22 protein-coding genes and 1 pseudogene are annotated in these 26,900 nt (G+C 71.8%); 8 read left to right on the forward strand and 15 right to left on the reverse strand.

The window, feature by feature from the left end; translation table 11 throughout:
• Window positions 1-82: 82 nt before the first annotated feature.
• A pseudogene (locus ABZ297_RS29785) lies at window positions 83-544 on the reverse strand (DUF6653 family protein); the annotation flags it as partial.
• Window positions 541-1,140: a TetR/AcrR family transcriptional regulator gene (locus ABZ297_RS29790; RefSeq protein ID WP_355352611.1), complete on the reverse strand. Its 600-nt coding sequence runs from the start codon at window positions 1,138-1,140 to the stop codon at window positions 541-543. The gene ABZ297_RS29790 and the pseudogene ABZ297_RS29785, both read right to left, overlap by 4 nt.
• A gap of 265 nt (window positions 1,141-1,405) precedes the next feature.
• Here ABZ297_RS29790 and ABZ297_RS29795 point away from each other — a divergent pair, with 265 nt between their 5' ends.
• Complete coding sequence (locus tag ABZ297_RS29795) at window positions 1,406-1,693, forward strand: Fe-S cluster assembly protein HesB (RefSeq protein WP_355352614.1); 288 nt, start codon at window positions 1,406-1,408, stop codon at window positions 1,691-1,693.
• Window positions 1,694-1,760: 67 nt separating this feature from the next.
• Here the strand turns inward: ABZ297_RS29795 and ABZ297_RS29800 are convergent, their stop codons facing one another.
• A complete protein-coding gene (locus tag ABZ297_RS29800; protein ID WP_355352617.1) occupies window positions 1,761-2,741 on the reverse strand; it encodes an acetylxylan esterase in 981 nt (326 codons plus the stop codon).
• Window positions 2,742-2,954: 213 nt separating this feature from the next.
• On the opposite strand from ABZ297_RS29800, the gene ABZ297_RS29805 reads away from it, so the two are divergent.
• Together ABZ297_RS29805 and ABZ297_RS29810 are read left to right on the forward strand one after the other, a co-directional pair.
• Window positions 2,955-4,718 (forward strand): CBM35 domain-containing protein, encoded by a 1,764-nt coding sequence (locus ABZ297_RS29805; RefSeq protein WP_355352620.1) that lies wholly within the window; start codon window positions 2,955-2,957, stop codon window positions 4,716-4,718.
• A gap of 235 nt (window positions 4,719-4,953) precedes the next feature.
• Window positions 4,954-6,234, forward strand: a complete 1,281-nt coding sequence (locus tag ABZ297_RS29810) for an alpha/beta hydrolase (RefSeq protein ID WP_355352623.1) — start codon at window positions 4,954-4,956, stop codon at window positions 6,232-6,234.
• Between the two features lie 81 nt (window positions 6,235-6,315).
• Here the strand turns inward: ABZ297_RS29810 and ABZ297_RS29815 are convergent, their stop codons facing one another.
• Window positions 6,316-6,729, reverse strand: a complete 414-nt coding sequence (locus ABZ297_RS29815; RefSeq protein ID WP_355352626.1) for an organic hydroperoxide resistance protein — start codon at window positions 6,727-6,729, stop codon at window positions 6,316-6,318.
• 76 nt (window positions 6,730-6,805) lie between these two features.
• Here ABZ297_RS29815 and ABZ297_RS29820 point away from each other — a divergent pair, with 76 nt between their 5' ends.
• Window positions 6,806-7,240 carry a MarR family transcriptional regulator gene (locus ABZ297_RS29820; RefSeq protein WP_355352629.1) on the forward strand — a complete coding sequence of 145 codons (435 nt, stop codon included), beginning with the start codon at window positions 6,806-6,808 and terminating at the stop codon, window positions 7,238-7,240.
• A 6-nt stretch (window positions 7,241-7,246) separates the two neighbouring features.
• Here ABZ297_RS29820 and ABZ297_RS29825 read toward each other — a convergent pair whose 3' ends face one another.
• Window positions 7,247-11,242, reverse strand: a complete 3,996-nt coding sequence (locus tag ABZ297_RS29825) for a hypothetical protein (RefSeq protein ID WP_355352632.1) — start codon at window positions 11,240-11,242, stop codon at window positions 7,247-7,249.
• 247 nt (window positions 11,243-11,489) lie between these two features.
• Here ABZ297_RS29825 and ABZ297_RS29830 point away from each other — a divergent pair, with 247 nt between their 5' ends.
• Together ABZ297_RS29830 and ABZ297_RS29835 are read left to right on the forward strand one after the other, a co-directional pair.
• Complete coding sequence (locus tag ABZ297_RS29830) at window positions 11,490-12,029, forward strand: GNAT family N-acetyltransferase (RefSeq protein ID WP_355352635.1); 540 nt, start codon at window positions 11,490-11,492, stop codon at window positions 12,027-12,029.
• 103 nt (window positions 12,030-12,132) lie between these two features.
• Window positions 12,133-12,897: an SDR family NAD(P)-dependent oxidoreductase gene (locus ABZ297_RS29835; protein ID WP_355352638.1), complete on the forward strand. Its 765-nt coding sequence runs from the start codon at window positions 12,133-12,135 to the stop codon at window positions 12,895-12,897.
• A 22-nt stretch (window positions 12,898-12,919) separates the two neighbouring features.
• Here ABZ297_RS29835 and ABZ297_RS29840 read toward each other — a convergent pair whose 3' ends face one another.
• The 9 genes from ABZ297_RS29840 to ABZ297_RS29880 form a co-directional block, all read right to left on the reverse strand.
• Window positions 12,920-15,967: a chondroitinase family polysaccharide lyase gene (locus tag ABZ297_RS29840; RefSeq protein ID WP_355352641.1), complete on the reverse strand. Its 3,048-nt coding sequence runs from the start codon at window positions 15,965-15,967 to the stop codon at window positions 12,920-12,922.
• Between the two features lie 166 nt (window positions 15,968-16,133).
• Window positions 16,134-17,621 (reverse strand): aldehyde dehydrogenase family protein, encoded by a 1,488-nt coding sequence (locus ABZ297_RS29845; RefSeq protein ID WP_355352644.1) that lies wholly within the window; start codon window positions 17,619-17,621, stop codon window positions 16,134-16,136.
• Window positions 17,618-18,670, reverse strand: a complete 1,053-nt coding sequence (locus tag ABZ297_RS29850) for a P1 family peptidase (protein WP_355352647.1) — start codon at window positions 18,668-18,670, stop codon at window positions 17,618-17,620. The genes ABZ297_RS29845 and ABZ297_RS29850 overlap by 4 nt, the downstream gene beginning before the upstream one ends.
• Window positions 18,667-19,848 carry a M20 family metallopeptidase gene (locus ABZ297_RS29855; protein WP_355352650.1) on the reverse strand — a complete coding sequence of 394 codons (1,182 nt, stop codon included), beginning with the start codon at window positions 19,846-19,848 and terminating at the stop codon, window positions 18,667-18,669. The genes ABZ297_RS29850 and ABZ297_RS29855 overlap by 4 nt, the downstream gene beginning before the upstream one ends.
• Entirely contained in the window at window positions 19,845-20,645 is an 801-nt protein-coding gene (locus ABZ297_RS29860) for an ATP-binding cassette domain-containing protein (RefSeq protein ID WP_355352653.1), read from the reverse strand. The genes ABZ297_RS29855 and ABZ297_RS29860 overlap by 4 nt, the downstream gene beginning before the upstream one ends.
• Window positions 20,614-21,528, reverse strand: coding sequence for an ABC transporter ATP-binding protein (locus ABZ297_RS29865; RefSeq protein WP_355352656.1), 915 nt, complete (start codon window positions 21,526-21,528; stop codon window positions 20,614-20,616). Before ABZ297_RS29865 ends, ABZ297_RS29860 begins: the two co-directional genes overlap by 32 nt.
• Window positions 21,515-22,348, reverse strand: coding sequence for an ABC transporter permease (locus tag ABZ297_RS29870; RefSeq protein WP_355352659.1), 834 nt, complete (start codon window positions 22,346-22,348; stop codon window positions 21,515-21,517). The genes ABZ297_RS29865 and ABZ297_RS29870 overlap by 14 nt, the downstream gene beginning before the upstream one ends.
• Window positions 22,345-23,283 carry an ABC transporter permease gene (locus ABZ297_RS29875; protein WP_355352662.1) on the reverse strand — a complete coding sequence of 313 codons (939 nt, stop codon included), beginning with the start codon at window positions 23,281-23,283 and terminating at the stop codon, window positions 22,345-22,347. The genes ABZ297_RS29870 and ABZ297_RS29875 overlap by 4 nt, the downstream gene beginning before the upstream one ends.
• Entirely contained in the window at window positions 23,280-24,773 is a 1,494-nt protein-coding gene (locus tag ABZ297_RS29880) for an ABC transporter substrate-binding protein (protein WP_355352665.1), read from the reverse strand. The genes ABZ297_RS29875 and ABZ297_RS29880 overlap by 4 nt, the downstream gene beginning before the upstream one ends.
• Before the next feature lie 88 nt (window positions 24,774-24,861).
• On the opposite strand from ABZ297_RS29880, the gene ABZ297_RS29885 reads away from it, so the two are divergent.
• Window positions 24,862-25,614, forward strand: a complete 753-nt coding sequence (locus ABZ297_RS29885; protein ID WP_355352668.1) for a FadR/GntR family transcriptional regulator — start codon at window positions 24,862-24,864, stop codon at window positions 25,612-25,614.
• An 84-nt stretch (window positions 25,615-25,698) separates the two neighbouring features.
• A complete protein-coding gene (locus ABZ297_RS29890) occupies window positions 25,699-26,010 on the forward strand; it encodes a hypothetical protein (RefSeq protein WP_355352671.1) in 312 nt (103 codons plus the stop codon).
• Here the strand turns inward: ABZ297_RS29890 and ABZ297_RS29895 are convergent.
• Window positions 26,007-26,900: transposase (locus ABZ297_RS29895; RefSeq protein ID WP_355352674.1), on the reverse strand; the 894-nt coding region annotated here is incomplete at its 5' end. The two genes, ABZ297_RS29890 and ABZ297_RS29895, sit on opposite strands and share 4 nt — an antisense overlap.

Below are 26,900 nucleotides of genomic sequence, written 5' to 3' on the forward strand. Positions count from 1 at the left end.
GGCAGGTAGCCCGGTCGGGGTTCGCGGAACGTGCCGCCTGGGGGGCGCCCGGCACGCCGCCCGCTCGCCAGGCGGGCCGGTGGCGTTCGTAGAGCTGGCCGAGGCGGTCGATGCGCCACAGCTGGCCGAGCACCACCAGCGACGCGCCGAAGACGGCGGGCCAGACCTCCAGCGCCACCAGGCCCCAGATCAGCAGCGCGAACCCGGCGAGCCCCACGGCGACGAGCAGCCGCTGCACCTTGCGGTGGTCGCCGGTGACCAGCGACCTGTCGAGCAGCCACATCTTCTCGCCGTAGATGCCCTTGGCCGCCCAGCTCTCCGGCCGCTCGACCGGCGGGAAGGCGTGCGGGTTGACCACGAGCCAGACGACGACCAGCGCGACCGGCCCCAGCGCCCACCAGCCGATCCACGACCTGCTCCAGATCGCCAGCATCATCAGCGGGATCGCGGCGAACCTGGTCCAGACGCTCCACGGGTTGGCGTGCCGCTTCCACGCCTCGTCGGTCATGCCCACCCGGCGGGCATATCTCTCCAGCACGCTCATGCGACGAGCCCCCTTGCCAGTGCGTTGATGGTGGCGTCGAGCACCTGTTCGTAGCCGGCGCCGAACCGGTCGCGGTTCAGTACGACGAGCCCGACCGTGCGGACCACGCCGACGAGCACCTCGGGGTCGACGTCGGCGACGAGGACGCCGTCGCCCTGCCCTTTGGCGAAGTACTCGGCCAGCGGCGCGATCAGGTGAGGGGTGACGACGCGCTCGACCTCCTCGGCGCCGACCCTCCTGGCGACGGCCTCCAGCTCGTCGGGGTGGGTGAGCAGGCGGCGGTAGAAGGGGTCGGTGGTCAGCACCTCGGTGGTCGCCCGCATCAGCGCGACGAGGGCCTCGACGCCCGGCGGACGGTCGAGCACCTCTTTCAGCCGCTCGCCGATCATCGGCGCCCGGCGGATCATGACGTCCTTGTAGAGGGTCTCCTTGGAGTCGTAGAACGCGTAGAAGCTGCCCTTGGCGATGCCCGCGGGGGCGACCAGCTCGTCGAGCGAGGTCTTCTTCAGCCCCTGGGTGGCGAAGAGCCTTTCCGCGGTGTCGAGCAGGGAGCGGGTGATGCGCTCCCTGTCGGCGTCCGTGAAGGCGACGGCCATTCCCGGCCTCCGGTTCAAGCTATGACTGATTAGGACATTCGGTCATAGCCTAGCACCAGCGTCACGTGCCGTTGGGCGATCACCGCCCGCCGTCCGGCGCCGAACCGCGCATGCATGGACTTCCCGGTACGCGGTGAGCTCCGTACCTCATGTTCACCGACAGCCCCGCGAAACAGGAGGCAAAAATCCGGCGGATGATGGTTTAGCGGCACATAAGCGGGAAGGGCAGGCAGTTCATGTACGTCGACCGTGAGGAGGAGCCGTAGTGCTCACCCTGACAGCCAACGCAGCCCAGGCGATCCGTGACCTGACCGCTTCCGCACCGGAGCCCGAGCAGAGCGGGATCCGCATCTCGTCCCAGGGAGAGGGGGCGACCTCGCTCACCCTGTCGCTGGCGACGCAGCCGGAGCCGGCCGACGCGGTCGTCGAGGCCGAAGGGGCCCGGGTCTATCTCGACCCCGTGGCCGCGACCGTGCTCGAGGACAAGGCGCTCGACGCGGGGCCCGACGAGCAGGGAGCCGTCGCCTTCCTGGTGACAGAGCAGTCCCACTGAGGCAGTCTCACTGACGGGCGTCCGCGCCGGTCCGGTACGGCCGATCCGTACCGGACCGGGCGGGACGTCAGCCTGACGCGAGGAGTTTGTGCAGGTAGCGCAGCTGCTCCTCGCGCTGGGAGCCGCTGCCGCCTTCGTGCCCGTTCCAGGGCCAGACGCTGATCTCCTTGGGGCCCTGCCAGTGGTTGTACGCGGCGAACACCGTGGACGGCGGGCACGTGTAGTCCATCAGCGCCACCGAGTACAGGGCCGCCGCCTGCGCGCGGGCGGCGAAGTTCACGCCGTCGAAGTACGACAGCGTCCGGAACACCTGCTCGGCGGTGTCGCGCTGGGTCGCCAGGAACCGGACGATCTCCTGATACGGGTCCCGGTCGGTGATCTCCACCGCGCGGCGGTAGTGCGTCAGGAACGGGACGTCGATGAGCGCCGCCTTGATGGACGGATGCAACGCGGTGACCGCCTGGGCGATGCCGCCGCCCTGGCTGCCGCCCGAGGCGATGATCAGGTTCGCGTCCACCGCGGGGTGGGCGGCGGCCGCGTCCACCGCCCTGACCGCGTCGGTGAAGACCCTGCGGTAGTAGTAGGTCTCGGGGTCGAGGATGCCCTTCGTCATCAGGCCCGGCGCGTACGGGGTGGAGTCGCCGTACGGGTCGCCGGTGGCGCCGGGGTGGTGCGGGCTGGCGCCGCCGTGGCCGCGGGTCTCCATGACGAACACCGCGTACCCCGCCGCGGGCCAGGCGAGGTGGTCGTGCGGGAACCCGCGTCCGCCGCTGTAGCCGATGTAGTGCATCACGCACGGCAGCGGGCCGTCAGCACCCTTGGGCACGATGAACCAGCCGTTGATGCGGTGGCCGCCCCATCCCGCGAACGAGACGTCGTAGGCGTCCACCAGGGCGAACGGCACGTCGTAGGGGGTGAAAGCCGCCGCCAGGTCCAGCTCGCGCGCCTCGGCGAGCGTCCGCGACCAGAACGCGTCGAAGTCGGCGGGCTCGTCGCGGTCGGGGCGGTAGGCGCGAAGCTGGTCGATCGGCAGGTCGAACAAGGGCACGGTCAGTCTCCAACCTCTAGAGGATGGTGACATTTCACCCCACAACCCGCAGCAAGCGCTATCCCCTACAGCAGGCGGCCGACCGCAGGTGCTGGCTTGATCACTTCAGGCTGACACTTTAGGCCCCTTGTCAGGGTTGACGGGGAAATGACGGAGTGGTCCCATCTCCAGTTGTTAGGAAATTTTCCTAACAAAAGGCAGAAGGGCCAGCCCGTGCATCCTCCAGCCCGGGCGCGCTTACGCCGCGCCCCCCTGATCCTGCTCACCCTGCTCTCCTTGGTGGTCACGGCCTTCGCGGCGCTGCCCGCGCAGGCGGCCACCATCAGGTACGAGGCCGAGAACGCCACCAACGTCCAGGGCGTCGTCGAGGCCAACCACACCGGCTTCTCCGGCACCGGCTTCGTCAACAGCGACAACGTCTCCGGCCCGTACACCGAGTGGACCGTCAACGCCCCCGCCGCCGGTACCGCCACTCTGGCCATCCGATACGCCAACGGCACCACGACCGCGCGCACCGCCAGCGTCTCGGTGAACGGGACCGTCGTCTCGGCCAACCGCTCGTTCGGCCCCACCGCGAACTGGGACACCTGGGCCACGTCCACGCTCACCGCGACGCTCAACGCCGGTGACAACAAGATCCGCGTCACCGCCACCAACGCGGGCGGCAACCCCAACCTCGACTACCTGGAGGCGACCCTCGCCGACGCCCCCGCCACCGAGTACCAGGCGGAGGCCGCCACGCTGTCGCAGGCCACGGTGGCGACCAACCACACCGGCTACACCGGCACCGGCTTCGTCGACTACGTCAACACGGCCGGCGGGTACATCGAGTGGAGCGTCAACGTGGAGGAGGCGGGCAGCCACACGCTGACCTTCCGCTACGCCAACGGCACCACCGTGACCCGGCCGATGGACATCGCCGTCAACGGGTCGGTGGCCGCGTCCGGGGTGAACTTCCCGAGCACCGGCACCTGGGACACCTGGGCCGACGGCAACGTCACCGTCACCCTGAACGCCGGGGTCAACACGATCCGGGCGACCGGCACCTCGGCCAACGGCGGGCCCAACGTGGACCGGCTCTCCGTGAGCGGCTCAGGCGGCCCCGACGGGCAGGCCCCCACCGTCCCCGCCGGGCCTCGCGTGAGCGGCACCTCGGCCAGCAGCATCTCCCTGGCCTGGACGGACTCCACCGACAACGTGGGCGTCACCGGCTACAAGGTCTACGAGGGCACCACCGTCGTGGCCACCTCTCCGACGGCCAGCGCCACGATCGGCGGGCTGGCGGCCGGCTCCACGCACACGTACACGATCACCGCGGTGGACGCGGCGGGCAACGAGTCCGGGCACAGCGCCACGGTCACCGGCACCGCGAGCGGCGGCACCACCGGGCCCACCGCCGACCAGCTCCTGGCCAAGGTGACCACGTGCAGCCAGATCTCCAACGGCAAGTACAAGACCGACTCCGACGTCAGCACGGCCACCGTGGCCGTGTGCAACAAGACCGGCGCGGTCTTCTGGAAGGGCGACATGGACATCGACTGCGACGGCATCCGCACGACGCAGTGCAACGAGAGCACCGACTGCTGCTTCCAGGCCGACACGTTCTGCCACACCAGCACCGACACCCCGCTCAACGCGGCGCAGCTCCCCTACGTGGTGGTGCCCAGCGTCAGCTCGATCTGGGACTACCGGACCAAGGGCATCGACTGCGGGACGGTGGTGGCGGTCGTCTACAACGGCCAGGTCGAGTACGCGGTGATGGGTGATACGGGGCCGAGCGGCATCATCGGCGAGGCGTCCTACCGGACGGCCGCCGACCTCGGCATCAACCCGGACCCGAGCAACGGCGGCACCGACACCGGTGTCACCTACATCGTCTTCACCGGCTCCGGCACCAAGGTGTCGACCATCGAGAACCACACCCAGGCCGTCAACCTGGGCAGGACGCTCGCCCAGCAGTTCATCGACAGCAACTGATCGTCCGGCCAGCGCCGGGGTAGAGGGGCGGGTGAACGACCGCACGCCCACCTCTCCCCCGGCCCGGTCCCGGACGCGCCCCACAACGGCCGCCTCCGCCCCCGCCTCGGCCCGGCCCTGCGGCCGCACCGCCTCAGGACGGCTCCGCCCCGGGGACGGCTCTGCGGCCTGCCCCGTCGTGGCCGAAACCCGTGTTTCGGTGACCCGTACGTCCGGTTTGGGCTAGCTTCGACCTGTGCGTGCTCTTGCCAGGTGGGCGGTCAGGTTGCTGACCGGGGCGGCCGTGCTGGCCATGTCACCGGTGCTCGGCCTGGCAGGGCTGGCCGGGACGGCGATGCTGACGGGCGACCCGGACGTGTTCACGGTCGTGGGGCTCGCCGTGTTCGCGTCGGTGTTCTTCCTCGGGCTGCTGCTCTGCGTCCCCAGGCCGCGAGTGGCATGGGGGCGGTGGACGCGGGCGCTCGTGATCCTCGGGATCGAGGTCGCGGTCGTCTGGCAGGTCACCGGCGCCACCCTGCGTCCGCCGCCGGAAGCACTCTCGCCGTTGCCGCCGGTGGCCGGTCAGCGCGAGTGGCGGCTGCCGACGGGCTCGCGGCTGGCGTACGTGCGCCTGACGCCCAAGCGCGTCACCCGTACGGACCCCGTCGTATTCCTGCACGGCGGCCCGGGGCTGGCCGACCTGAAGGGCGACTCGGCGTTCTTCGGCGGCCTGACCGCCGACGGGTACCCGGTGTACGTCTACGACCAGCTCGGCGCGGGACGCTCCGAACGGCTGGCCGACCCGCACGGCTACGGCCTGTCCCGCGACGTGGCGGACCTGGACGCGATCCGTCAGACGATCGGCGCGGAACGACTGACCCTCATCGGCCACGGCTACGGCGCCCAGCTCGCGGCCGCCTATCTCGCCGCCCACCGCGACCGGGTCTCCAAGGTCGTCTTCTCCTCCCCCGCCGCCCTCGACCGCACGCCGTCGACGGCCACCCTGCTGTCCCCGTCGCGGAACGTCCTGTCGCCGCGCGTCCTGGCGGCGTACACGTTGCTCAGGGTCGATCCTCGGGCCGCTCACGCCTTCGCGGGCGACTCCGAGCTCGACGCCCACCTGGACCGGCTACGCCGGGAGGCCGGCACCGGCCCCTGCCCGTCCGGCTCGCCCTCCGCGCGCACAGCTCCCACGCGAACCGGCGCACCGCCGCAGAGCCCGTCCGGCGCGCTGCGGGGTTCGGGAGGCTACGCCAACCTGGCGCAGCGGCTGCCGCCCTCTCGGCTGCGGCAGGATATGGCGGGGCTGACGGTACCGGCGCTGGTCGTCAAGGGCTCGTGCGACGGCCAGAGCTGGTCGGCCGCGCTCGACTACCGGCGGACGCTGCCCGCGGCCAGGCTCGTGTACCTGGAAGGCGACCCCCGCCACGACAGCCCCGGCCCGTACCTCAAGGCCCTGCGCGCCTTCCTCACCGACCGGCCGTTCACGACCTACGACGGCGACAACCCGCCACCGGGAAACACCGACCCCGGCTGACCGCACCCGCCCCGGAACCACCGGCCCCACGCTGGCACGGCCACGACTCCCCCGCAGCGGGCCACGCGACGGGGCCGGCCGCTACTCGATCACCAGCTCGACGGGGATGTTCCCCCGGGTCGCGTTGGAGTAGGGGCACACCTGGTGAGTGGCCTCCACCAGCGCGCGGCCGGCCTCGCCCTGCAGGTGGTCGGGCAGCTCGACCCGCAGGGTGACCGACAGCGCGAAGCCGCCGTCGCCGTTGGAGCCGAGGCCGACCTCGGCGGTGACGGACGCCTCCGACACGTCGGCCTCCATCCGCTTGGCCACCAGGTTCAGGGCGCTGGCGAAGCAGGCCGCGTAGCCGGCGGCGAACAGCTGCTCGGGGTTGGTGCCCGCGCCCGTCCCGCCCAGCTCCTTCGGCGGGGCGAGCGTCACGTCGAGCCGCCCGTCGGACGAGACGGCGCGACCCTCGCGCCCTGAGGCGGTGGCGATGGCGGTGTAGAGGCTGCTCACGTTCTCTCCTTCAGTTGTTGGCAATTTGATTGTGCACAACTAAATGGCGCGCCGTCAAACCGATAGACTGGCCGACATGGATGGCCTCTCGCTCGACGACCAGGTGTGCTTCGCCGTGCACGCCGCCTCGCGCGCTCTCGACGCGGTCTACCGGCGCGAGCTGGCCGAGCTCGGCCTGACCTACCCGCAGTACCTGGTGATGCTGGTGCTCTGGGAGCGGGAACCGGTGACGGTCAAGGAGCTGGGCAGGTCGCTACGCCTCGACTCGGGCACCCTGTCGCCGTTGCTCAAGCGCCTGGAGGCGGCGGGCGTCGTCCGCCGTGACCGCAGCCCCGACGACGAGCGTTCGGTGGAGGTCCGCCTGACCCCGGAGGGCGTGCGGCTGCGTGAGCGCGCCCTGTGCGTCCCGCGCAGGATCGCCGAGGCCACCGGCATGGACGTCACCGAGCTGACCGGCCTCCAGCACACCCTCAACCGCCTCACGCACGCCCTGGCGCACAGCACGTCCTGACGCGGGTCACCTCTGGTCGCGGGAGGCGGGCTCGGGCTTGGCGCAGTGCCCGGCCTTGACGCCCGCCACCTTCCACTCCGCGCCCGGGAACGGGGACATGAAGTGGGTCAGCAGGTCCACCGCGTAGTCGGGCACCTGGTTGCCGGGGTCGAGCAGCGACACCATCTGCGGCCCGTCCGCGCCGCGCAGGGTGATCGAGTTCTTCCGCTGCCCGGACGCGAAGCCCGGCTTGGCGTCCACCGTCAGGCAGGCGAGCTGGACGCCGCCCGCGCTGATCGCCTGCTTGGCGCCGATGCGGCGCAGCCGCTGGTCGTAGCGGCGCAGAGCCAGGGACGTGGCGGGGCCCAGCCGCACCGCGTCGTGGAAGACGTCCTCGCCGATCTTCCTGCTCAGCCTGACGTCCAGGCGGACGTCGGGACGCAGGTCCACCCCGTCGGCGCCGAGCGAGAGCCGGTCGTAGGCCCCCTCGAAGCCGGGCGCGACGAAGCCGAGCGTGGGTGGCGCCTTCATGCCGAACGGGATCTTGCCCGGCCTGATCTTCAGCCACGACATGCGCTGGACGGTCAGCGAGACGTCCTTGATCGAGCTGCGGTTCAGGCCGAAGTCGCCGCCCACCTGATAGGAGAGGAAGCCGGTCGTGTACGGGACCTCCTTGCTGACGGCGATCCGCTGCCGCGCCACCGGATCGACGCTCAGCCCGGCGTGCACCTCGATGCGGCCGGTCGGCGTGGGCTTGGAGACCAGGTCGAGCGACTGGTCGGGGTTGAGCCTGACCGTGGTGTCGGGGGCCAGGTCGGTGACGGCGAGCGACACGTCGCCCAGCCTGCCGGCCGGGTCCACCAGCTTGCCCTCCACGCCGAGGTAGCCGTCGAGGGTGCCACGGTCGGCCCGGTAGGTGACGGCGGGGACGCGCAGGCCCGCCGCCGACGCGTCGGCGTCGACCCCGAAGGTGGCGGGCACGTCGCTGAAGCGGGCCTCGCCGGTGCCCGCCCCGTCGACGGTCACCGTGGCGCTGAACCGCTTGACGGCGGCGGAGTTCTGCACGCGCAGGCGGGTCTTGGCGCCGAAGGTCCCCTGGACGGCCAGCGTCGCGGGCACCGGGTCCATGGCCACCCGCCCGCGCACCCCGCCCGCCTGCGCCTGCACGTCGAGCGAGCCGAGCGTGGCGGCGGGCTCGATCTTGTAGTTCGCCTGGACGGTGTTGCCCTGCGCCACGTCGAGCGGCCCGACCGACATCTTGGTGATCTTGGACGGTAGCCCGGTCAGGGTGGCCCTGGCCCTGATGGGGACCGGCGCGAGGACGCTGCTGTTCAGGTAGACGCCGAGGCTGCGGCGCCGGGGCCGGTAGCCGGAGAAGGTGAGCGTCTTCTTGGCCAGGTCCACGGCGACCTGGTCGGGCAGCCCTGTCACGTCCAGGTAGCCCTGGACGCCGAAGCAGCCGTGACCTGCCATGCAGAAGGAGCCCTGGCCGCAGCCCGCCGACCCCGGCGCGCAGCCGCCGTCCACCAGCGACAGGCCGCCGGGCACGGCGGGCGCGGGACGCATCTTCTCCAGCGCGCCCGCCTTGCCGAGCCAGGCGCGGGCCCGCACGTCCAGCCGGGAGCCCGCGTAGGTGAGCCCGGCGTCGGACGCCGAGACGGCGAGGCGGCCGGGCAGCGGGCCGACGGTGCCGAGCAGGCCGAAGCGCAGGTCGCCCTGCTTCACGTCGGTGTCGAGGGCGAAGGTCTGCTTGGCGGAGCGGAAGTCGGCGGTGAAGCCCTGCCCCTGCGGGCTGAACTGGACCGTGGACAGGCCCTTGACCTGCACGCTCGCGTCGAGATCGCCTGACGCCTGGTCGTAGTGGGCCGCCAGGTGCGGGCCCGTGGGGGCCTTGGCGCCGTCGTGGTTGGTGAAGGCGAGCGCGGCCGAGCCGACGGGGCCCGACAGCCCGCGGAAGCGGTAGGCGGACGCGTCCCAGGAGGCGTCGAAGCGGGCGGGCACGCCCGTCACCTCGGCGGCGGCTCTGACGTCGCGGCCCTGCAGCTCGGCCCTGGCCAGCGCGGAGACCCTGGCCACCGGGCCGTCGGAGGTCCAGGTCAGGGTCCTGGCGGCGGTGTCGGCCACGAGCGTGGCCCGCTTGCTGATCCCTTCGACCTCGGCCCGGACGTCCTCCCCTTCGGGACGCCTCACGTACGCCTTGTTCGCGTACACCTGGATCTTCCGCAGCTTCGAGGAGGTCGTGACGTCCACGGTCGAGCGCTCCCCCAGCTCCCACGTGGTCTTCACGTCGTCGCGCACGCCGAGCACGGTGCCGTCGACGGTGGGGCCCGACTTGAGGTTCGCGTAGGAGGCGCGGAGCCTGTCGATCACGCCGCTGGCCTGGTAGACGGCCTTCCTGGCGGACGGGTCCAGCATCACGTCCACCTTGGCGGGCGTGTTCGAGATCTCCAGCCTGGCCAGGTGGGTGCCGTCGATGCTGGCCGCGCCGACGAACGACCTGCCCTTGGCGTCCACCTCCAGGTGGGCGCGCGGCGCGGCGCCGTACGTCACGTCGAAGCCGGACAGTCCTGACAGCAGCCCGGAGACGCCGACCGCGTCACCGTCCTTGATCATCGTGACGTGGCCGCCGCGCGGGCTGGAGATGGCGCCCTCGTTGCGCTGCATGACCACCGCGAACCGGCCGATGGCCGAGCTGGTCGTGTGCGTGACGCGGTGCTCGGCCAGGTCGTTCACCAGGCGGACGCGGGCGGGCAGATCGCTCAGCTCGGCGCGCAGCACGGTCTTGCCCGCCGCGCGGTCGTAGTACAGGACGCGGGCCTGGCCCGTCCTGGGACGGTCGGCGTCCACGGACAGGACCTGCTTGCCGTCCGTCGTGCCGTACTGGGCGGTCAGCTTCGGCGGGACGTTCCGCAGCGACATGCTCGCCACCCGGGCCAGCCGCCCGTCGCGGTAGACGTAGTTGTGCAGCTGGGCGCGGCCGATCCTGCCGGAACTGGCGAAACGGACGCGGGCGGAGCCGCTCCTGGCGCGCGACAGCTCGACCTGGGCCCTGCCGGGCATCTTGTCGAGCACGGCCTGGGTGTACTGGTTCCCGGTCGCGGCCAGGGCGTCGAGTTCGGCGGGGGCGGAGCTGGTGACGTCCAGGCGGGGCGAGTCGAGGGTGGCGTCGAGCGTGAGCCGCTCGGTGGCGGGCGTCTGGCGCAGGCTGACCATGCTGCGTCCGGTGAGCCCGGCGACGGTCGCGACGGACGCGCCCGGGTCGGTCCGCTTCACGGTGGCCTTGACCCGCTTGCCCGTGAGGTCGACGGTGAACGTCCCCCAGTCGGTGTCCGACAGGGACGTGCCGCGCCGGAAACCGTCGAAGCCCACCGACACCTTGCCGTCGTACTCGGCCCAGACCCGCGCCTTCAGCTCCTTGTCGGCGCCGGGCAGCCGCTTGATCGCGAACCCGAGCCCCACCCCGTCGGACCCGCCGACGGGCACCAGGTCCGCGCCCAGGTCGGGGACGTCGTCACCGGTAACGTCGGCCGCGACCGGGGTGCCGAGCGGCCGGGTGACGGAGCAGGACAACGGCACCTCGGCGCTCTCCAGGCAGAGCCGGTAGGTCAGCGGCGAGGTGGCCTTGGGCAGGCCGAGCTTGTCGAACAGCCCGGCGACCGGCTTGGCCAGGGTGAGCGTCTGGGCCTGCGCGGTGTCGGGCAGCAGCCCGCGCTGCTCGCCCAGGCCCTGCTCGTCGAGGCGTTTGCGCGCCTCCGCGGTGATCTGGTCGATGAGCGCGGGCCCGGCGGGCGTGGTCACCTCCGGGGCCGCGGGCCCCACGGGCGAGTCGCCCGCCGCTCTGGTGGCCAGCGACGCCTCCGTCGGCACGCTGACCGCCGCGGGCACGGGCTCCGCCACGGCGGCGACCGGCCGGATCGCGCGACCGGTGGTCCGCCCGTCCGCGGGCGCGGCGGCCTGAGCGGCGGCAGGCGTGTCGAGCGGCACCACCAGTGCGGTGCTTGCTATGGACGCGGAAGCGAGCACGCGCACAAGGGCGTGCCATGGTCGCCGCGGCATGGAGCACTTACCCCCGAAGCGGTGCTATTCATCCCATCAGAAACATAAGTCACGAGCCGACCACATCCCCTCACCCGCCGTCAAATTCGATCCGACATGGGACTCCAGCATCTGCCGCCGGCACCGGCGGCCGATGTCAGTGCCGGGGAGAGCGCGCGGTGCTCCAGGCAAAAAGCCTTCGAGGGTGCGCCGCCGCCACGGCTAGCTTTGGCCTGTGGAGACCTTTCTGGAGACCGACCGCCTCATCCTGCGGCGCTTCGCCGACAGCGACGCCGACAACCTCTTCGTCCTGCACAACGACCCCGACGTGATGCGCTTCCTCAACGGCGGCAAGCCCACCCCGCGAGAGGTGGTCGAGAACGAGACGCTGCCCGCGTTCATCAGTTCCGGCTTCTTCGCCGCCATCGAGAAGGGCACCGGCGAGTTCATCGGCTGGTTCCACCTGCGTCCGCCGCGGGGCGGCGCCGACGACGAGCCCGAGCTCGGCTACCGGCTGCGCAAGGAGTCCTGGGGCAGGGGCTACGGCACCGAAGGCTCGCTCGCGCTGATCGACAAGGCGTTCGCCGAGCTCGGCGCGACGCGGGTCTTCGCGCAGACGATGGCCGTGAACCGGGGGTCCAGGCGGGTGATGGAGAAGTGCGGCCTGCGCTACGTCCGCACCTTCTTCGAGGACTGGCCGGACGTCATCGACGGCTCGGACCAGGGCGAGGTGGAGTACGAGCTCCGCGAGGCCGACTGGAGGAAACCCTCCTGACCGGCACCCCCGACCGCATTGCGGCGTGATCCCCGCGACCGCCCTTCGTGCGAGGTGGGGGTGGACCTGGTGCACTGGTCAGACCAGTCGCTAGGGTGCTGGCATGACGGGTTATGAAGGGCTCTTCCGCCTCGACGGGCGGCGGGCCGTGGTGATCGGGGCCGGCAGCGGGATCGGCAGGGAGTCGGCGCTGGCGCTGTCCGCGCACGGGGCGAGCGTCGTGTGCGCGGACCGGGACCTCCCGGCGGCCGAGGGCACGGCGGAGCGGTGCGGCGGCACGGCCCGGCTGCTGGACGTGCTCGACCCCGGCGCCGTCCGCGCGTGCGCCGAGGAGGCGCCCGCGGACGTGCTGGTGTTCACCGCCGCAACCAACGTGCGCAAGCGGCTGCTCGACTACTCCGGCGAGGAGTTCGCCCGGGTCGTGGAGCTGAACCTGCGGGCGTCGTTCGACGTCGTGCGGGCGTTCGGGGCCGGGATGGTGGAGCGCGGGCACGGTTCGATCATCGGATTCGCCTCGATCAGGGCGTCGGTGACCGAGCCGGGGCAGGGGGTGTACTCGGCCACCAAGGCGGGGCTGGTGCAGTTGCTGCGCACGGCGGCGGCGGAGTTCGGGCCGCACGGGGTGCGGGTGAACGCGGTCGCCCCCGGCGTCGTCGAGACGCCGCTGACCAGGCAGATCAAGGACAATCCCGCCTGGTACGACGCCTACGCCGCCAAGAGCGCGCTCGGCCGCTGGGCGCAGCCGCAGGAGATGGCGGGCGCGGTGGTCTACCTGGCGAGCGACGCCGCGAGCTTCGTCACGGGCTCGGTGCTCTACGTCGACGGCGGCTGGACCGCCGTCGACGGCCGCTTCGACCCGCCCAACTGACCCGCCCGGCGGGCCGCCGCGTTCAGGGCCGAGGGCGGAGCCTGGCCTGGACCGGACGTCCGTCCACGGTCTCGAACTCCACGACGGTGCGCGAGCCCGTCACCCGCACCCGGCACGGCTGCTCGCCGTCCGCCTGCCAGCGCCCGTCGAGCGTGACCCGGAGCAGGTGCGGGTGGCTCGGGTTGGCCAGCCAGGGCCGCGACCAGGGGCTGTAGTGGCCCACGTAGCGGCCCTTCTCGTACTGGTCGTGGTCGATCCCGCCGTAGAGCCGCAGGTCGGGATCGCACACGGCGAGCACCAGCGCGTCCTGCTCGGCGCGTGTGAGCACCAGCGACGGCGTGTCGATCGCGCGTACCGTCCCGGCGTCCCACGAGGCGGGCTCGAAGACCGCGTACCCGGTCAGGCCGGTCGCCCGGTCGCTGACGACGTGCGCGCTCTCGTCAGCGCGCAGCACCCGGTACGGCGCGCGGGCCGGATCGTCCATGGCGGCGGCGAAGTCCGCCATCCGCTCGGGCGTGGTGTTCACCACCATCGCGTACTCGTACCTGCCGCCGCGCGGCGCGGCGCCGTGCCTGATCCACGCGGTGGCGAAGTCGCCGCTGGTCGCCTCCTCGGTCGCGTTGTTGCGGGACGCCTGCGTGGAACGGGTCAGCGAGACACGCTGGCCCGGCGCGAGGTAGTAGCCGAGGCCCTTGTCGTCCACGAGCCAGCGCGGCTGGAGCTCGGCGGCGTGCGGGAACGCGGCTACCGCCTGGCCGTCCACATGGGTGGGCGCGGTACGCGCCGCCAGGCGGGTCTGGAACAGAGTGGTCTCGGTCTCGTTGGCCGTGTCGGTGTTGGTGATGCCGGTGCCGACGGCGACGATCCGGTCGTCGAACAGGAACACGGACTTGCGGGCGCGGTGCGACCCGTCGTACTTGGGGTGGCCGTGCAGGTCCATGGCGAACATGCCGTCACGGCCGTCGATGCTGTGCGCCCCGGCGAAGCGGGAGTCGGTGAGCAGCATCTCCTCGATCGCGCCCGTCAGGTCGGCCTTGAGCTGGTCGAGCGGCTTGTGGACGGTGGTGGTGCCCGGGCGCCTGTTCCAGTCCCAGCCGGGCTGGGCGTAGCCGCTGTCGAGGTTGGTGACGGGGTCCGCGCGGTGCAGCACCTGGATCTGCCCGTAGGTGTTGTAGCGGCCGTACCAGTTGGCGCCGACGTACACCTCGGTGCTCCACAGGTAGCGGTTGTGCCCGCGGACCGTGACCTGCCACTGTTCGCGCCGGTGCACCGCCAGCGCCGCGTAGTTGAGCGCCCAGTTGCCGGTGGGCGCGGCCTCGGCGGTCACCCCCTTGGCCGCCAGGCGGGCGGCGAGCTCCTTCTGCTGCTGCGTCGGCGCGGCGGGCAGCAGCCGGAGGAACGCAGCGGCGATCTCGTCGTCGATCGGGGCGAGCCACTGGTAGGGGACGATCGACAGCGCGGTGGTCCCGTTCGGGTTGCGTCCGCTGATGGAGATCGGCCAGTGGTTCTTGTTGGCGTAGACGCGCTGCATGAGCAGCGCCTTCTTCAGCCAGCCGAACGACTTCGGGCTCACCGCGAACGCGCCGCCGCTCATCACGTAGACCAGGGGCGCGAGGCCGGCGAAGCCGTCGCGGACGTAGTCGGGGAAGAAGCCGACGTGGTGGAAGGCGGTGCCGTCGACCTTGAGGCCGTCCTGGATGCCGGTGGTGGGCAGCAGCGTGGTGTCCAGCCAGTCGCGCAGCGCCCGCAGGTAGGCGACCTGCTCGGCGTCCGTGTCGCGCAGCAGGACGGCGGCGAGCATACCGCGGAAGGTGGTGTTGTAGAGGTCCATCATGCTGCCGTGCGCCATCCGGAAGCCGAAGCCGCGGAAGATCCGGCCGAGCCCGGTCAGCCACTCAAGGTCCGCGCGGACCTGCTCGAACAGCCCGGCCTCGCGCAGCGCGTCGGTCATGAGGTAGACCGAGTCGTAGTAGCCGCGGGCGTCGTAGCCGAGGTGGTGGATGGTGCCCTGGCAGCTGCCCCTGGTCCAGCCCTGCTCGCGTAGGTGCCCGACCATCCGCGAGTACAGGGCGGCGAGGGCGGGCTTGTCGGCGGCCACGGCGACGTGGTGGGCCTGGGCGATGCTCTTCATCAGGTCGGTGCAGGCGCGCAGGGTGACCGGGTTGACGAACGCCTTCAGCTCGGCCGCGATCTCCACCGGGTAGATCTGCGACTGGTAGGCGTGCGTGGGACGTCCCACCAGGGCGTCGGTCTGCGCGGTGAGGCCCGGCACGTCCACCTTGACGGGGGCGCTCAGGTACTCCTCCAGGTAGCGGGCGCGCAGCGCGCGCAGCGACGCCAGCTCCTCATCGGTGGGCGGCGTCATGTCGGGCTTCTCGGTGGCGAGCAGCCTGTCGAAGCGGTGCAGGGCCTGCCAGTGCTGGTTGTCGTACTCATCGCCCTCGGGGGCGATGTCGGGGAGCTGATGGTCGCGGCACGGCGCGTCCGGCCTGAGCGGCACGTTCAGCATGAGCTGGTCGAGGTGGAGGACGCCGCCACGGGCGGGCGCGATGATCCGCAGCGTGTCCATGTCCGGGTGCGGACGTCCGTGCATGTCGTAGGCGTAGCGCACCCAGGCGGTGCGCCAGCCGGAGAAGCCCAGCCTGAACTCGAACCAGACGTCGGTACGGGCGCCCCGGCCGAACTCGAACCGGATCACGTCGTCGACCGGCGTGTCGTTGCGCACCCAGACGCAGAACGCGTCGACCAGGCCCTGCCACGCCTGGTCGTCGCCGAGCCGGTACGGGTCGGGCGCCCACCGCAGCGGCGCCTTCACCGTGATCACCGAGCGGTCGCCGTGCTCCCAGCGCAGCGACCTGGTGCCGCAGACGGCCGCCTGGTCACTGATCGACAGCGTCGAGCCCGTGCCGGCGGTGAAGTGCGGCGGGACGGCGCTCTCCAGGAGGAACACGGGCGGGTCCATGGCCATGGCCCGCTGTTCCAGATCGTCTGCGACGGCGACACCCCCCTGGGGGAGGAAAGCGCTTACCACACCTGCTTTGAGTACCGATCTGCGGCTGATCTTCACCATGCGCGCCATCCAACCCCGAACACCACCCCCGGGTAAAGGGTTCTGATCACCCGGCTTTCCCGACGGATTGCCGGGGCTCCGTAACGGGCTCCTCTCCTTGGGGAGGGGTCCGCGCCCCCGCGCGGGGGCGCGCAAGCCCCAAGGTTCGGGCGCTTTCAGGGGCGATTCACGGGCGGATGATGGCCATTCGGGTGACCGTCAGTTCCTCGATCGCGAAGCGCGGCCCCTCGCGGCCGGTGCCGGAGTCCTTGACGCCCCCGTACGGCATGTTGTCGGCGCGGAACCCCGGCACGTCGTTGACCACCACTCCCCCGGCGTCGATCCGCTCGATGGCGGCGAACGCGCCGGCCAGCGACCGGGTGAAGACCGAGGCGTGCAGGCCGTACCGGGACCTGTTGACGGCCGTGAAGGCCGCGTCGAGGTCCGGCACCGACCGCACGCACACGACAGGGCCGAAGATCTCCTCGTCCCAGACGTCGGCCCCGTCCTCGACGTCGGCGAGGACGGTCGGCGCGATGGCCCGGCCGTCGCGGACGCCGCCGGTGACGACCCTGGCGCCCGAATCCCCGATCCACTTGAGGACCCGGTCGGTGGCCGCCGGGTCGATCAGCGGCGCGACGCGCGTGTCCGGCGAGCGCGGGTCGCCGACGACCACGCCCGCCATCCGCTTCGCGAGCAGCTCCAGGAACCGCTCGTGCACGGGCTCCTCGACCACCACCCGCTGGACGGAGATGCACGCCTGCCCGGACGCGTAGTACCCGCCGCGCACCACCGCGTCGGCCGCCTTGTCCAGGTCGGCGTCGGCCGCCACCACGAGGGCCGCGTTCGACCCGAGTTCGAGCAGCACCTTCGTGGGCGCGGCGTTGCGCGCGATCGTGTGCCCGGCGGCGGCCGACCCGGTGAAGGAGACCGCGCCGACGCGCCGGTCCTCGACGAGCGTCCGGCCGACGTCCACGCCGCCGGTCACGAGCTGCACCCCGGCGGCGGGCAGCGCGCCCGTCTCCCTGAGCAGGTGGACCAGCCAGAGCGTCGCCAGCGGCGTCGCGGGCGCGGGCTTCACGATCACCGGGCAGCCCGCGGCCAGCGCTGGGGCGATCTTGTGCGCGGCCAGGAGCAGCGGGTAGTTGAAGCCGGTGATCCCGACGACCACGCCGATCGGCCGGCGCGTCCAGAACCCGATCAGCCCCTCGCCCGCGGGCAGCAGGTCGAGCGGCACCGTCTCGCCGTGCAGCCTGGCGACCTCCTCGGCGGCGGTGGCCAGCGTGACGAGGGTCCTGGCCACCTCCACCTTGCAGTCGACCAGCGGCTTGCCGGTCTCCAGCACGAGCAGCTGCTCGAACCGCTCGCGCTGGGCGGCGAGCGCGTCGTGCGCGCCCATGAGAGCCGCCCGGCGGGCGTGGGACGGCGACGCGGCCATGGCGGGGGCCACGGCGAGCGCCTCCTCGACGGCCCTCGCGGCCAGCGCGGCGTCGCCCACAGGCGCGGCCGCCACGACGGAGCCGTCGTACGGGAACACCACGTCGGCGGTGCCCGCCACGTCGGCCCACCCGGCCCCCACGGGCAACCCCGACGGCCACGCCCCTCCGGGCGCCGCCGCCTGCGGCCCCTGGGCCCGTCCTGTCGCCGGCTCGGCGCCGGGCTCCGGTTCCGTCATGAGATCTCCCCCAAAGCGCTCGGGAAAACGTCCCGATAGGCGGGTGCGTCCTCGCGGCCGGTCGCCGCGAGCATGGCGTGCGCGACCGCGCGGCTGAACACGTCGGCCCCGGCGGCGAGGACGTCCTGCAGGCCGTCCGGGTCGGGGACCGGCCGCGTGCAGGTGGCCAGGCCGAAGATGGTGTCGCCGTCGACCATGGTGTGGGCGGGCCTGATCGCCCTGGCGAGCCCGTCGTGCGCGACCCCGGCGAGCTTCCCGCACTGCGCCTTGGTGAGCGTCAGGTCGGTGGCGACGACGCCGATGGTGGTGTTGAACGAGGTGACCTTGGCGGGCTGCCAGGCGGCCACCTCCTCGTCCACGGGTTCGCGCAGGTGGCCGAACTCGCCGGGCAGCCCGTAACGGGTGCCCGCGAGCTTGCCGCTGCCGGGGTCGAGGACGGACCCGGCAGCGTTCACGACGGCCAGCGCGGCGACGGTCGCCCCGGAGGGCAGCACGACGCTGGCCGTCCCGACCCCTCCGGCCAGGCCGCCCGCCACCGCTCCCGTCCCCGCCCCCACGGACCCGTTCGTCCACGGGCTGCCCGCCCCGCCGTTCACGGCGGCGTCGTAGGCGGCCGTGCCGAAGAGGCCGTCGGGGGTGGCTCTGAAGTCGCCGCCCCTGCCGAGGTCGTAGATGACGGCCGCCGGGACGATGGGGACGACGCCGCCCTCCACCGGGAAGCCGATGCCCGCGTCCGCCAGGCAGTCCATGACGCCGCACGCCGCGCTGAGCCCGTACGCGCTGCCGCCCGTAAGGACGACGGCGTGGACCCGTTCCACCAGGTTGCGCGGGTCGAGCAGCTCCGTCTCGCGGGTGCCGGGGGCGGCGCCGCGGACGTCCACGCCCGCCACCATGCCTCCTCCTGTGCCGCCTCCTGGGCCGCCTTCCGGATCGCCTGTTGGGGCGAGGATGACGGTGGTGCCCGTGCGGTAGCCGTCTCCCACCCGCTGGGCGTGGCCGACGCGCAGGCCCGCCACGTCCACCAGCGAGTTGGTCGCCCCGCTTCTCACAGCGCGTCCCGGTGCAGGAAGCGGTGGGCGGCCTCGGCGAAGACGCGGGTGCATCGGACGATCTCGTCCACCTCGACGTGCTCGTCGGCCTGGTGGGCGATCCACTTGCCGCCCGGCCCGTACACCACGGACGGGATGCCGCCCCAATGGGTCAGCACGGTGCCGTCGGTGGAGCCGGGCACCCCGCCGTAGACGGCCGGCTCGCCGGTGACAGCCTCGTGCGCGGCGGCCAGGGCGGCGACGACGGGATCGTCCACGGGGACGTTCACCGCGGGGCGGTCCACCAGGATCGACACCTCGGCCGCGATCCCGTCGAAGGCGGCCAGCGTGGCCACCCGGTCGGCGACCACCTTGTGCTCCACCCCGGGGATCGTCCGGACGTCGACGAACACCGACGCCGTCGCGGGGATCACGTTGACCTGCTCCTCGGTTCCGGCGCGCACCACGGTCGGCGTGACGTACACCTCGCCGAGGTGCTCGTGCGCCGGGTGCGTCTGCTGCAGGTCGCGTTCCAGCCCGCGCAGCGCCTCCAGCAGGGCGCCGACGGCCTGGATGGGGTTGCGGCCGTGCTGCGGCATCGCGCCGTGCGCCATCTTGCCGGTGAAGTCCACCCGGAGCCGCAGCGCGCCCTTGGCGACGGCGCAGATCTCGCCCGCCTCGGGCTCCGCGACGATCGCGCCGTCGACGTCGGCGGCCAGGCCCTCGGCGACGAAGTGATGGGCGCCGATCATCAGGCCCTCCTCGTCGGCGAGGGCGCACACCTTGACGCGTCCGGGGAACGGGCCGGCCAGTTGCAGCGCGCGGGTGGCGTAGAGAGTGGCGGCGAGGCCGGACTTCATGTCGGCGCTGCCGCGCCCCCACAGCTTGCCGTCGCGGATCTCGCCGCCGAACGGATCGACGGTCCAGGTCGACAGGTCGCCCTCGGTGACGACGTCCGTGTGGCCCTCGAACATCAGCGTCGGGCCGTCGCCCCCGCCGCCCTCGACCACGGCCACCACGTTGGGCCTGCCGGGCGCGGCCTCGTAGACGCGCGGCTCCCAGCCCCATTCACGCATCTTGGCGGCGACCAGGTCGGCGGCGGGCTGCTCGGTGCGCCCGCGCGCCGGGTCGTTGGTGCTGGGGACGCGGACCAGCGCCTGGGTGAACTCCACCACTCCCTGGGCGTCGACTTCGATCACAGCAATCCCTCCAGAGTCGGCACGGCCTGCAGCAGCGTGCGTGTGTAGGGGTGGCGCGGCTCGGCCCAGACCGCGTCCACCTCGCCGGTCTCCACGATCTCGCCGCCGTTCATGACCGCGACCGTCTCGCACACGTGCCGTACCACGGACAGGTCGTGCGAGACGAAGACCAGGGTGAGGCCGAGCTCGTCCACCAGGTCGGCCAGCAGGTTGAGAATCTGGCCGCGGACGGACACGTCCAGCGCGCTGACCGGCTCGTCGGCGACCAGCACCTTCGGCCGGGGCGCGAGCGCGCGAGCGATCGCGATGCGCTGGCGCTGCCCGCCGGAGAACTGGTGCGGGTAGCGGTCGGCCACGGAGGCGGGCAGGCCCACCGCTTCGAGCAACTCGGCCACCCGCCCGCCGACCGGTTCGCCGAGCGCGACGAGCGGCTCGGCGACCAGGTCGCGGACCCGCATCCGGGGGTTGAGCGAGCTCATCGGGTCCTGGAAGACGATCTGCAGGCTCTGCCGCAGGAACCGCAGCCGCCGCTCGGCGACGCCGGCGATCTCCTGCCCGTCGAACCGGATGGACCCGCTGGTCGGCTGGTCCAGCCCGCACAGCAGGCGCAGCAACGTGGACTTGCCCGAGCCGGACTCGCCGACGATGCCGAACCGCTCACCCCGGTCCACGGAGAGTGACACGCCTTTCAGCGCGTGCACGGCCTCGCCAGGGCTGGTCAGCGACTGGCGCGGACGGCGGTAGACGCGGGTGAGGTCGCGAGCCTCAATGAGCGGGGTGCCAGCATGCGTGGGCATGGCCGTCTCCTGTCAGCGCCGGTTCCGTCTCACACTCGGGGGTGACGTTCGGGCAGCGGTTCCTGAACACGCAGCCCTCGGGGAACTGCCCGGCCGCCGGGACGCTGCCCCTGATCGTGGACAGCCGGGTTCCGCGCGGCGTCAGCCTGGACGCGGCCAGCAGCCCCTCGGTGTAGCGGTGGCGGGGCCTGGTGAAGACCTCGCGGATCGGGCCGCTCTCGACGACCCTGCCGCCGTACATGACCAGAACCCGGTCGCACACCGACGCGACCACGGCGAGGTCGTGGGTGATGAACAGCAGCGCGGGAGCCACCTCGGCGATCAGGTCGAGCATCTGCTTCTGCACGGTGACGTCCAGCGCGGTCGTGGGCTCGTCACAGATGAGCAGCTCGGGCTCGTTGGCCAGGGCGATGGCGAGCATGACGCGCTGCCGCTGCCCGCCGGAGAGCTGGTGGGGGTAGGAGCGGGCGATCTCCTCCGGCCGCGGCAGCCGTACCCGGCCGAGCAGTTCGACCGCGCGGGCCCTCGCCTGCGCGCGGGACGTGCCGTGCAGGGTCATCACCTCGGCGACCTGCGCGCCGACGCGCATGAGCGGGTTGAGCGCGGTCATCGGCTCCTGGAAGACCATGGACACGTCCCGGCCGCGCAGCTGCTTGAGCCCGCTCTCCCGGACGCCGACGAGGTCGCGCCCGCCCAGCCTGGCCTGCCCGGACGCGGTCACGCCCTCGGGCAGCAGGCCCATCAGCGACAGCGCGGTCAGCGACTTGCCCGAACCCGACTCGCCGATCAGCCCGACCCGCTCGCCGGGCCCGATGCCGAACGACACCTCGCGCACCAGTTCCAGCGAGCCGGCGCGGACGGTGAGGCCGTCAACGCTCAGCACGGATCCTCCTGAGCTTGGGGTCGAGGAAGTCACGCAGGCCGTCGCCCAGCAGGTTGAACCCGAGGACGGCCAGCGCGATCGCCAGGCCGGGCCAGAGCGCCAGACGGGGCGTGGAGAACAGCAGCTCCTGCGACTCCTGGAGCATCCGCCCCCAGGACGGAGTGGGCGGGCGGGTGCCGAAACCGAGGAACGACAGCGCCGCCTCGGCCAGGATCGCGATCGCGAACGACACCGACGCCTGCACGATGAGCATCGAGGCGATGTTCGGCAGCACGTGCCGGACGGCGATCGCTGCGCGGCGCCGCCCGGCGGCCCGCGCGGCGAGGATGTAGTCGGTCACCATGACCTGCATGGTCGCCGCCCTGGCCACCCGGGCGAAGGCGGGCACGGTGGCCACCCCGATCGCGATCATCGCGGTGAGCGTGCCGCCGCCGTAGACCGCTCCGAGCATGACGGCGAGCAGCAGCGCGGGGAACGCGAACACCAGGTCGTTCACCCGCATGATCAGCTCGGACAGCCAGCCGCGCGGGGTCATCCCGGCGAGCATGCCGAGCGGGGTGCCGAGCAGCGCGGCGATGCCGACGGCGACGATGCCGACGTAGAGCGTGGTGCGGGCGCCGACCATGAGCTGCGAGAGGGTGTCGCGGCCGAACTTGTCGGCGCCGAGCAGGTAGCCGCCGCCGGGCTGGTGCAGCTTGCCGGACGCGTCCACGAGAGTGGGGTCGTGCGGCGTCCACACGAACGAGACGAACGCGGCGAGCACCACGATGCCGACCAGCGCGCCGCCTGTGACCAGCGCGGCGTTGACGCGGCCCCTCATCGCAACCTCGGGTCGAGGACGGCGTAGGCCGCGTCCACCAGGAAGTTGATCAGCAGTACGGCCACCACCAGCACCATCACCACACCCTGGACGAGCAGCAGGTCGCGCCCGGCCACCCCGTTGAGCAGCAGGTCCCCCAGCCCGGGGATGACGAACACCCGCTCGACCACGACCGCGCCGATGAGCAGGGTGGCGAGCTGCAGCCCGAGCACGGTGACCACCGGAATGGAGGCGTTGCGCAGCCCGTGCCGCCACAGCGCACCCATCCGGCCGCGTCCCTTGGCGCGGGCCGTGCGCAGATAGTCCTCGCGCATCACGTCGAGGACGGCGGAGCGGACGTACCTCGTCAGGACGGCCCCCTGCACGAGCCCGAGCGACAGCCAGGGCAGCAGCAGGCTGCGCAGCCACTCCTCCGGGCTCTCCGCGATCGGCACGTACCCTCCTGACGGCAGCGCCTGGGCCTGCACCGCGAACACGAACACCAGCAGGATGCCCGCCAGGAAGGCGGGGATCGCGATGCCGAGCTGGCTGACCGCGCTGATGGCCGCGCCGAGCGGGTTGCGGTGGTGCACGGCGGCGAACGTGCCCGCCGGGACCGCGATGAGCAGCGCGATCACCATGCCGCCGAGCACCAGCACGGCCGTGACGCCGAGCCGGTCGCCGATCTGGGGGCCGATGGGGGCGCTGGAGACGTACGAGGTGCCGAAGTCGCCGTGCGCCAGCCCGCCGATCCAGTCGAGGAACTGCACGACGGGCGGCCGGTCGGTGCCGAACTGCTTGCGCAGCGCGGCCACCGCCTCAGGGGTGGCGTTGACGCCCAGCGCGATCTCGGCGGGGTCGCCGGGCAGCAGCGCCATGAACGCGAAGACCACCACCGCGGCGGCCGCGGTGCTCGCGACGAGCACCGCCAGCCGCTTGAGCAGGTACAGGATCACTGCTTGGCGAGCGCGGTGAAGTCGAAGGACTCCGCGATGGCGTTCTTCGGCAGCCCGGTGACGCCCTTCTTCGCCACGATCAGGTTCGGGAAGAGGAACAGCCAGTCGGCCGCGGCGTCGTCGGACAGCAGCTTGGCGGCCTTCTTGAGATCGTCGGTCTGCTGCTGCTCGCTGCCCTCGTCGGCGGAGGCGAGCAGTTTGCCGAACTCGGGGTTGTCATACCTGAAGTAGTACGACTTATCGGCAAATATCCCCATATCCCGGGGTTCGACGTGGTTGATGATGGAAAGGTCGTAGTCGCCCTGCTTGAACACCACGTCCAGCCAGCGGGCCGGGAACTCCAGCGGCTCGATGTCGGCCGTGATGCCCACCTGGGCGAGCTGCGACTTGACCACCTGAGCGCCGGCCACCGCATAGGGCAGGTTGGGGATGCGCATCTTGACGTTGTACGTCTTGCCGCCGAGCAGTTCTTTGGCCTTGGCGGCGTCATACGGGTAGTCGCCGGTGCGGTCCTCGTACCACGGGTCCGTCGGGGGCACCATCGAGCCGATCAGCTCGCCGCGTCCCGCCCAGGCGGTGTCGAGCAGCGCCTTGTGGTCGATCGCGTACCGGACCGCCTGGCGCACCTTCTTGTCGTTGAACGGCGGGCGGCCGTTGTTCATCGACAGCACCACCTCGCCGTTCGTGGTGCCCTCGACCGTCTGGAAGCGGCTGGGGTCGGCGAACTGCTGCAGCGACTCGGGCGCCTGCACCGCCGAGATGACGTCGATGCCGCCGGTCAGCAGCGCGTTGTTCATCGCCGTCGCGTCCTTGAAGTACTTCAGCGTGACCGACGACAGCTTCGGCTTGGTCCCCCAGTACTTCTGGTTGGCGTCGAGCTGGATGGAGTCGCCGCGCTTCCAGGACGCCAGCTGGTAGGGGCCGGTGCCGACCGGCTTGTTGGCCAGGTCGGCGACGCCGGTACGGCTGAACATCGCGCCGAGCCTCGTGGCCATCGAGTACAGGAAGCCGTTGCTCGGGTGCTTGAGGGTGACGATCGCCGTCGACTCGTCCTCCTTCTCGACCTTGTCGACGACGTCGAGCTGCGCCTTGATCTTCAGCTTCCAGTCGGTCTTCACCCGGCCCAGCGAGAAGATCACGTCGTCGGCCGTGAAGGGGGCGCCGTTGGTGAACGTGACGCCCTTGCGCAGGGTGAAGGTGTAGGTCTTACGGTCGGGCGAAACGTCCCATTTCTCCGCGAGGAGCGGCTGGATCTTGCCGTCCTGGTCGAGCTTGACCAGGCCCTCGTAGACGTTGACCAGCAGCGCCTGCGGGATCGCCGCACCCTCGGTCGAGGTGAAGTCGAGGTTGGCCGGTTCGGCCACGAACCCGACCGAGAGGGCACCGGCCTTCGCCGCCTGCCCACCACCACCGCTGGTGCCCCCGCCGCCGCACGCGGCCGTGGCCAGCAGGAGACCGCCGACGGCGATCCAGATTCCGATGCGCCTCATGTTCTACAGCCTCCTGGCTAGTGCACTGGTCTGACCAGTAGGCTGCACACTGCCAGTCGGCCACGGCTCGGGTCAAGGGGGACTTTGCATGGGTGGTCCACGCTTCGAGCCGGTACGTACGGTGCGCGCCTACGAGCGCATCGTCGAGCAGATCGAAGAGGCCATCGAGAGCGGCGCGCTCCGCCCCGGGGAGCGGCTGCCCAGCGAGCGCGACCTGATGGGCCAGTTCTCTGTGAGCCGGTCCACGGTGCGCGAGGCGCTGCGCGTCCTGCAGGCGCGCGGGCTGGTGCGCAGCCGCCCCGGCGACCCGCACGGGGCCGAGGTGCTGCCGTTCTCCCCCGCCGCATTACACAAGTCGATGACGACGCTCGCCCGCGTCGACGAGCTGTCGCTGGGCGAGCTGGTGCAGTTCAGGATGGTCCTGGACGCCTCCGCCAACCTGCTCGCGGCCCGCCTGCGCACGCAGGAGCAGCTCGAGGAGATGGACGCCGCGATCGCCGCCATGCGCACGGCCGTCAGCGCCGGCTACGACGAGTTCAGCGCGGCCGACGTGGCCTTCCACGACGCGGTGGCGCGGGCCAGCCGGAACAAGCTCATCCAGATCTGCACGGACGTGGTCCGCTCGATCGTCCTCAACCTGGTCTCCGAGAAGATCGCGGCCGCGCCCGACAGGGAGGCGCTGATGCGGCGGAGCATCAGGCACCACGAGGAGGTCCTGGCGGCCGTCCGCGCCGGCGACGGCCCGCTCGCCGCCCGCCTCGCCCGTCAGAGCATGTACGACTACTACGTGGGGTACGTGCCAGAGGACGAGCGCCCCGCCCTGCGAGCCCTCCTGGATTGACCCGCCCCGGGCTTCGGCTTCCCTCGCGGCGCCGGGCCCCGACTCCCTTGCACTCAGCGCTACGACATGCCACTCTTCGTAACCGTGTCCGGGGTTCGGTGGCAGCAGGCGGTACGGGTGGCGCTCGATCACGCCACCGCTCTGGACACCCCGGTGGCCGCGATGGCGGCGCAGGCGTGGGTGGGAGGCGGCGCCCCGGCGTTCGGCGCGGAGCTCGTCCGCAGGCGCCGGGGCTTGCATGCGGCTCTGGAGTCGGCGCTGGCGGAGCTGGCCGCGAGCGAGGCCGGCCCGCCGCCGGTCCCGCCCGCGCTCGGCTCGCCGTCCGCCTCGATGACCGCCACGCACGGCGCGTTCTCCGGCGTGGACGTAACCCAGTTGACTTCCTCCACCTCTTAAGGGAGGGGGATTCCCACCCTCGCGAGTGAGGTTTCCTGCTTCACAGCCGACCGCACCCGGGAGGAGGGCCCGGAGTGTCTCACGTCAGCTCCACAGGCTGGCACCGCTTGACCAGCGGCCAGAATGTTCTTGGCGGCGTTGATGTCCCGGTCGTGCCGGGTGCCGCAGGACGGGCAGTGCCACGTCCGGGTGGCCAGCGAGAGTTCGGCGAGCAGGTGCCCGCACGCCGAGCAGGTCTTACTGGAGGGGTGCCAGCGGTCGATCACGATCAGGTGCCGCCCCTGCTTGGCCGTCTTGTACTGCAGTTGCCGCCGGAACTCGCCCCATCCGCAGTCGGAGATGACCCGCGCCAGGCGGCGGTTGCGGACCATGTTCTTGACGGCCAGGTCCTCGATCACGATCAGGTCGTGCTCGCGCACCAGGCGGGCGCTGGTCTTGTGCAGGAAATCGGCGCGGGCGTCACGGACCTTGGTATGCGCGCGGGCAACCTTCGCCCTCGCCTTCTTCCTGTTGTTCGAGCCGCGCTGTTTACGGGCCATGCGCCGCTGGTAGCGCGCCAGATTCTTCGCCTTGCGTTCCAGATGGCGCGCATTGGCGATGCGCTGCCCGGTGGACAGGACCGCGAAGTCTTTGACACCCAGGTCCACACCGACCGCCGAGCCGATGGCCGGGACCTGCCCGCCTTCGCCAGCGCTCCCGACGACGATCGTGTCGGCGGTTTCGACGGCGAGGGAGGCGTGCCAGCGGCCATCGGGGTCGCGCGAGATGGTCACCGTCGTCGGGTTCAGCGTGGCAGGGTCCACCTCGGGCCAGGACCACACGAACGCGACCGGCGTGTCCATCTTGGCCAGGAACAGCCGCCCGTTCTTCCAGTGGAACGCCGAGCGTGT

Source organism: Nonomuraea sp. NPDC005983, from assembly GCF_040614375.1.
In the GTDB taxonomy this organism is placed as follows: Bacteria; Actinomycetota; Actinomycetes; order Streptosporangiales; family Streptosporangiaceae; genus Nonomuraea.

Bases quoted from the DNA above. Each gene is read 5' to 3' on its own strand.
- ABZ297_RS29870 (WP_355352659.1), bottom strand. From the start codon at position 22,348: ATGAGGGGCCGCGTCAACGCCGCGCTGGTCACAGGCGGCGCGCTGGTC.
- ABZ297_RS29820 (WP_355352629.1), top strand. From the start codon at position 6,806: ATGGATGGCCTCTCGCTCGACGACCAGGTGTGCTTCGCCGTGCACGCC.
- ABZ297_RS29790 (WP_355352611.1), bottom strand. From the start codon at position 1,140: ATGGCCGTCGCCTTCACGGACGCCGACAGGGAGCGCATCACCCGCTCC.
- ABZ297_RS29835 (WP_355352638.1), top strand. From the start codon at position 12,133: ATGACGGGTTATGAAGGGCTCTTCCGCCTCGACGGGCGGCGGGCCGTG.
- ABZ297_RS29880 (WP_355352665.1), bottom strand. From the start codon at position 24,773: ATGAGGCGCATCGGAATCTGGATCGCCGTCGGCGGTCTCCTGCTGGCC.
- ABZ297_RS29845 (WP_355352644.1), bottom strand. From the start codon at position 17,621: ATGACGGAACCGGAGCCCGGCGCCGAGCCGGCGACAGGACGGGCCCAG.
- ABZ297_RS29840 (WP_355352641.1), bottom strand. From the start codon at position 15,967: ATGGTGAAGATCAGCCGCAGATCGGTACTCAAAGCAGGTGTGGTAAGC.
- ABZ297_RS29860 (WP_355352653.1), bottom strand. From the start codon at position 20,645: ATGCCCACGCATGCTGGCACCCCGCTCATTGAGGCTCGCGACCTCACC.
- ABZ297_RS29885 (WP_355352668.1), top strand. From the start codon at position 24,862: ATGGGTGGTCCACGCTTCGAGCCGGTACGTACGGTGCGCGCCTACGAG.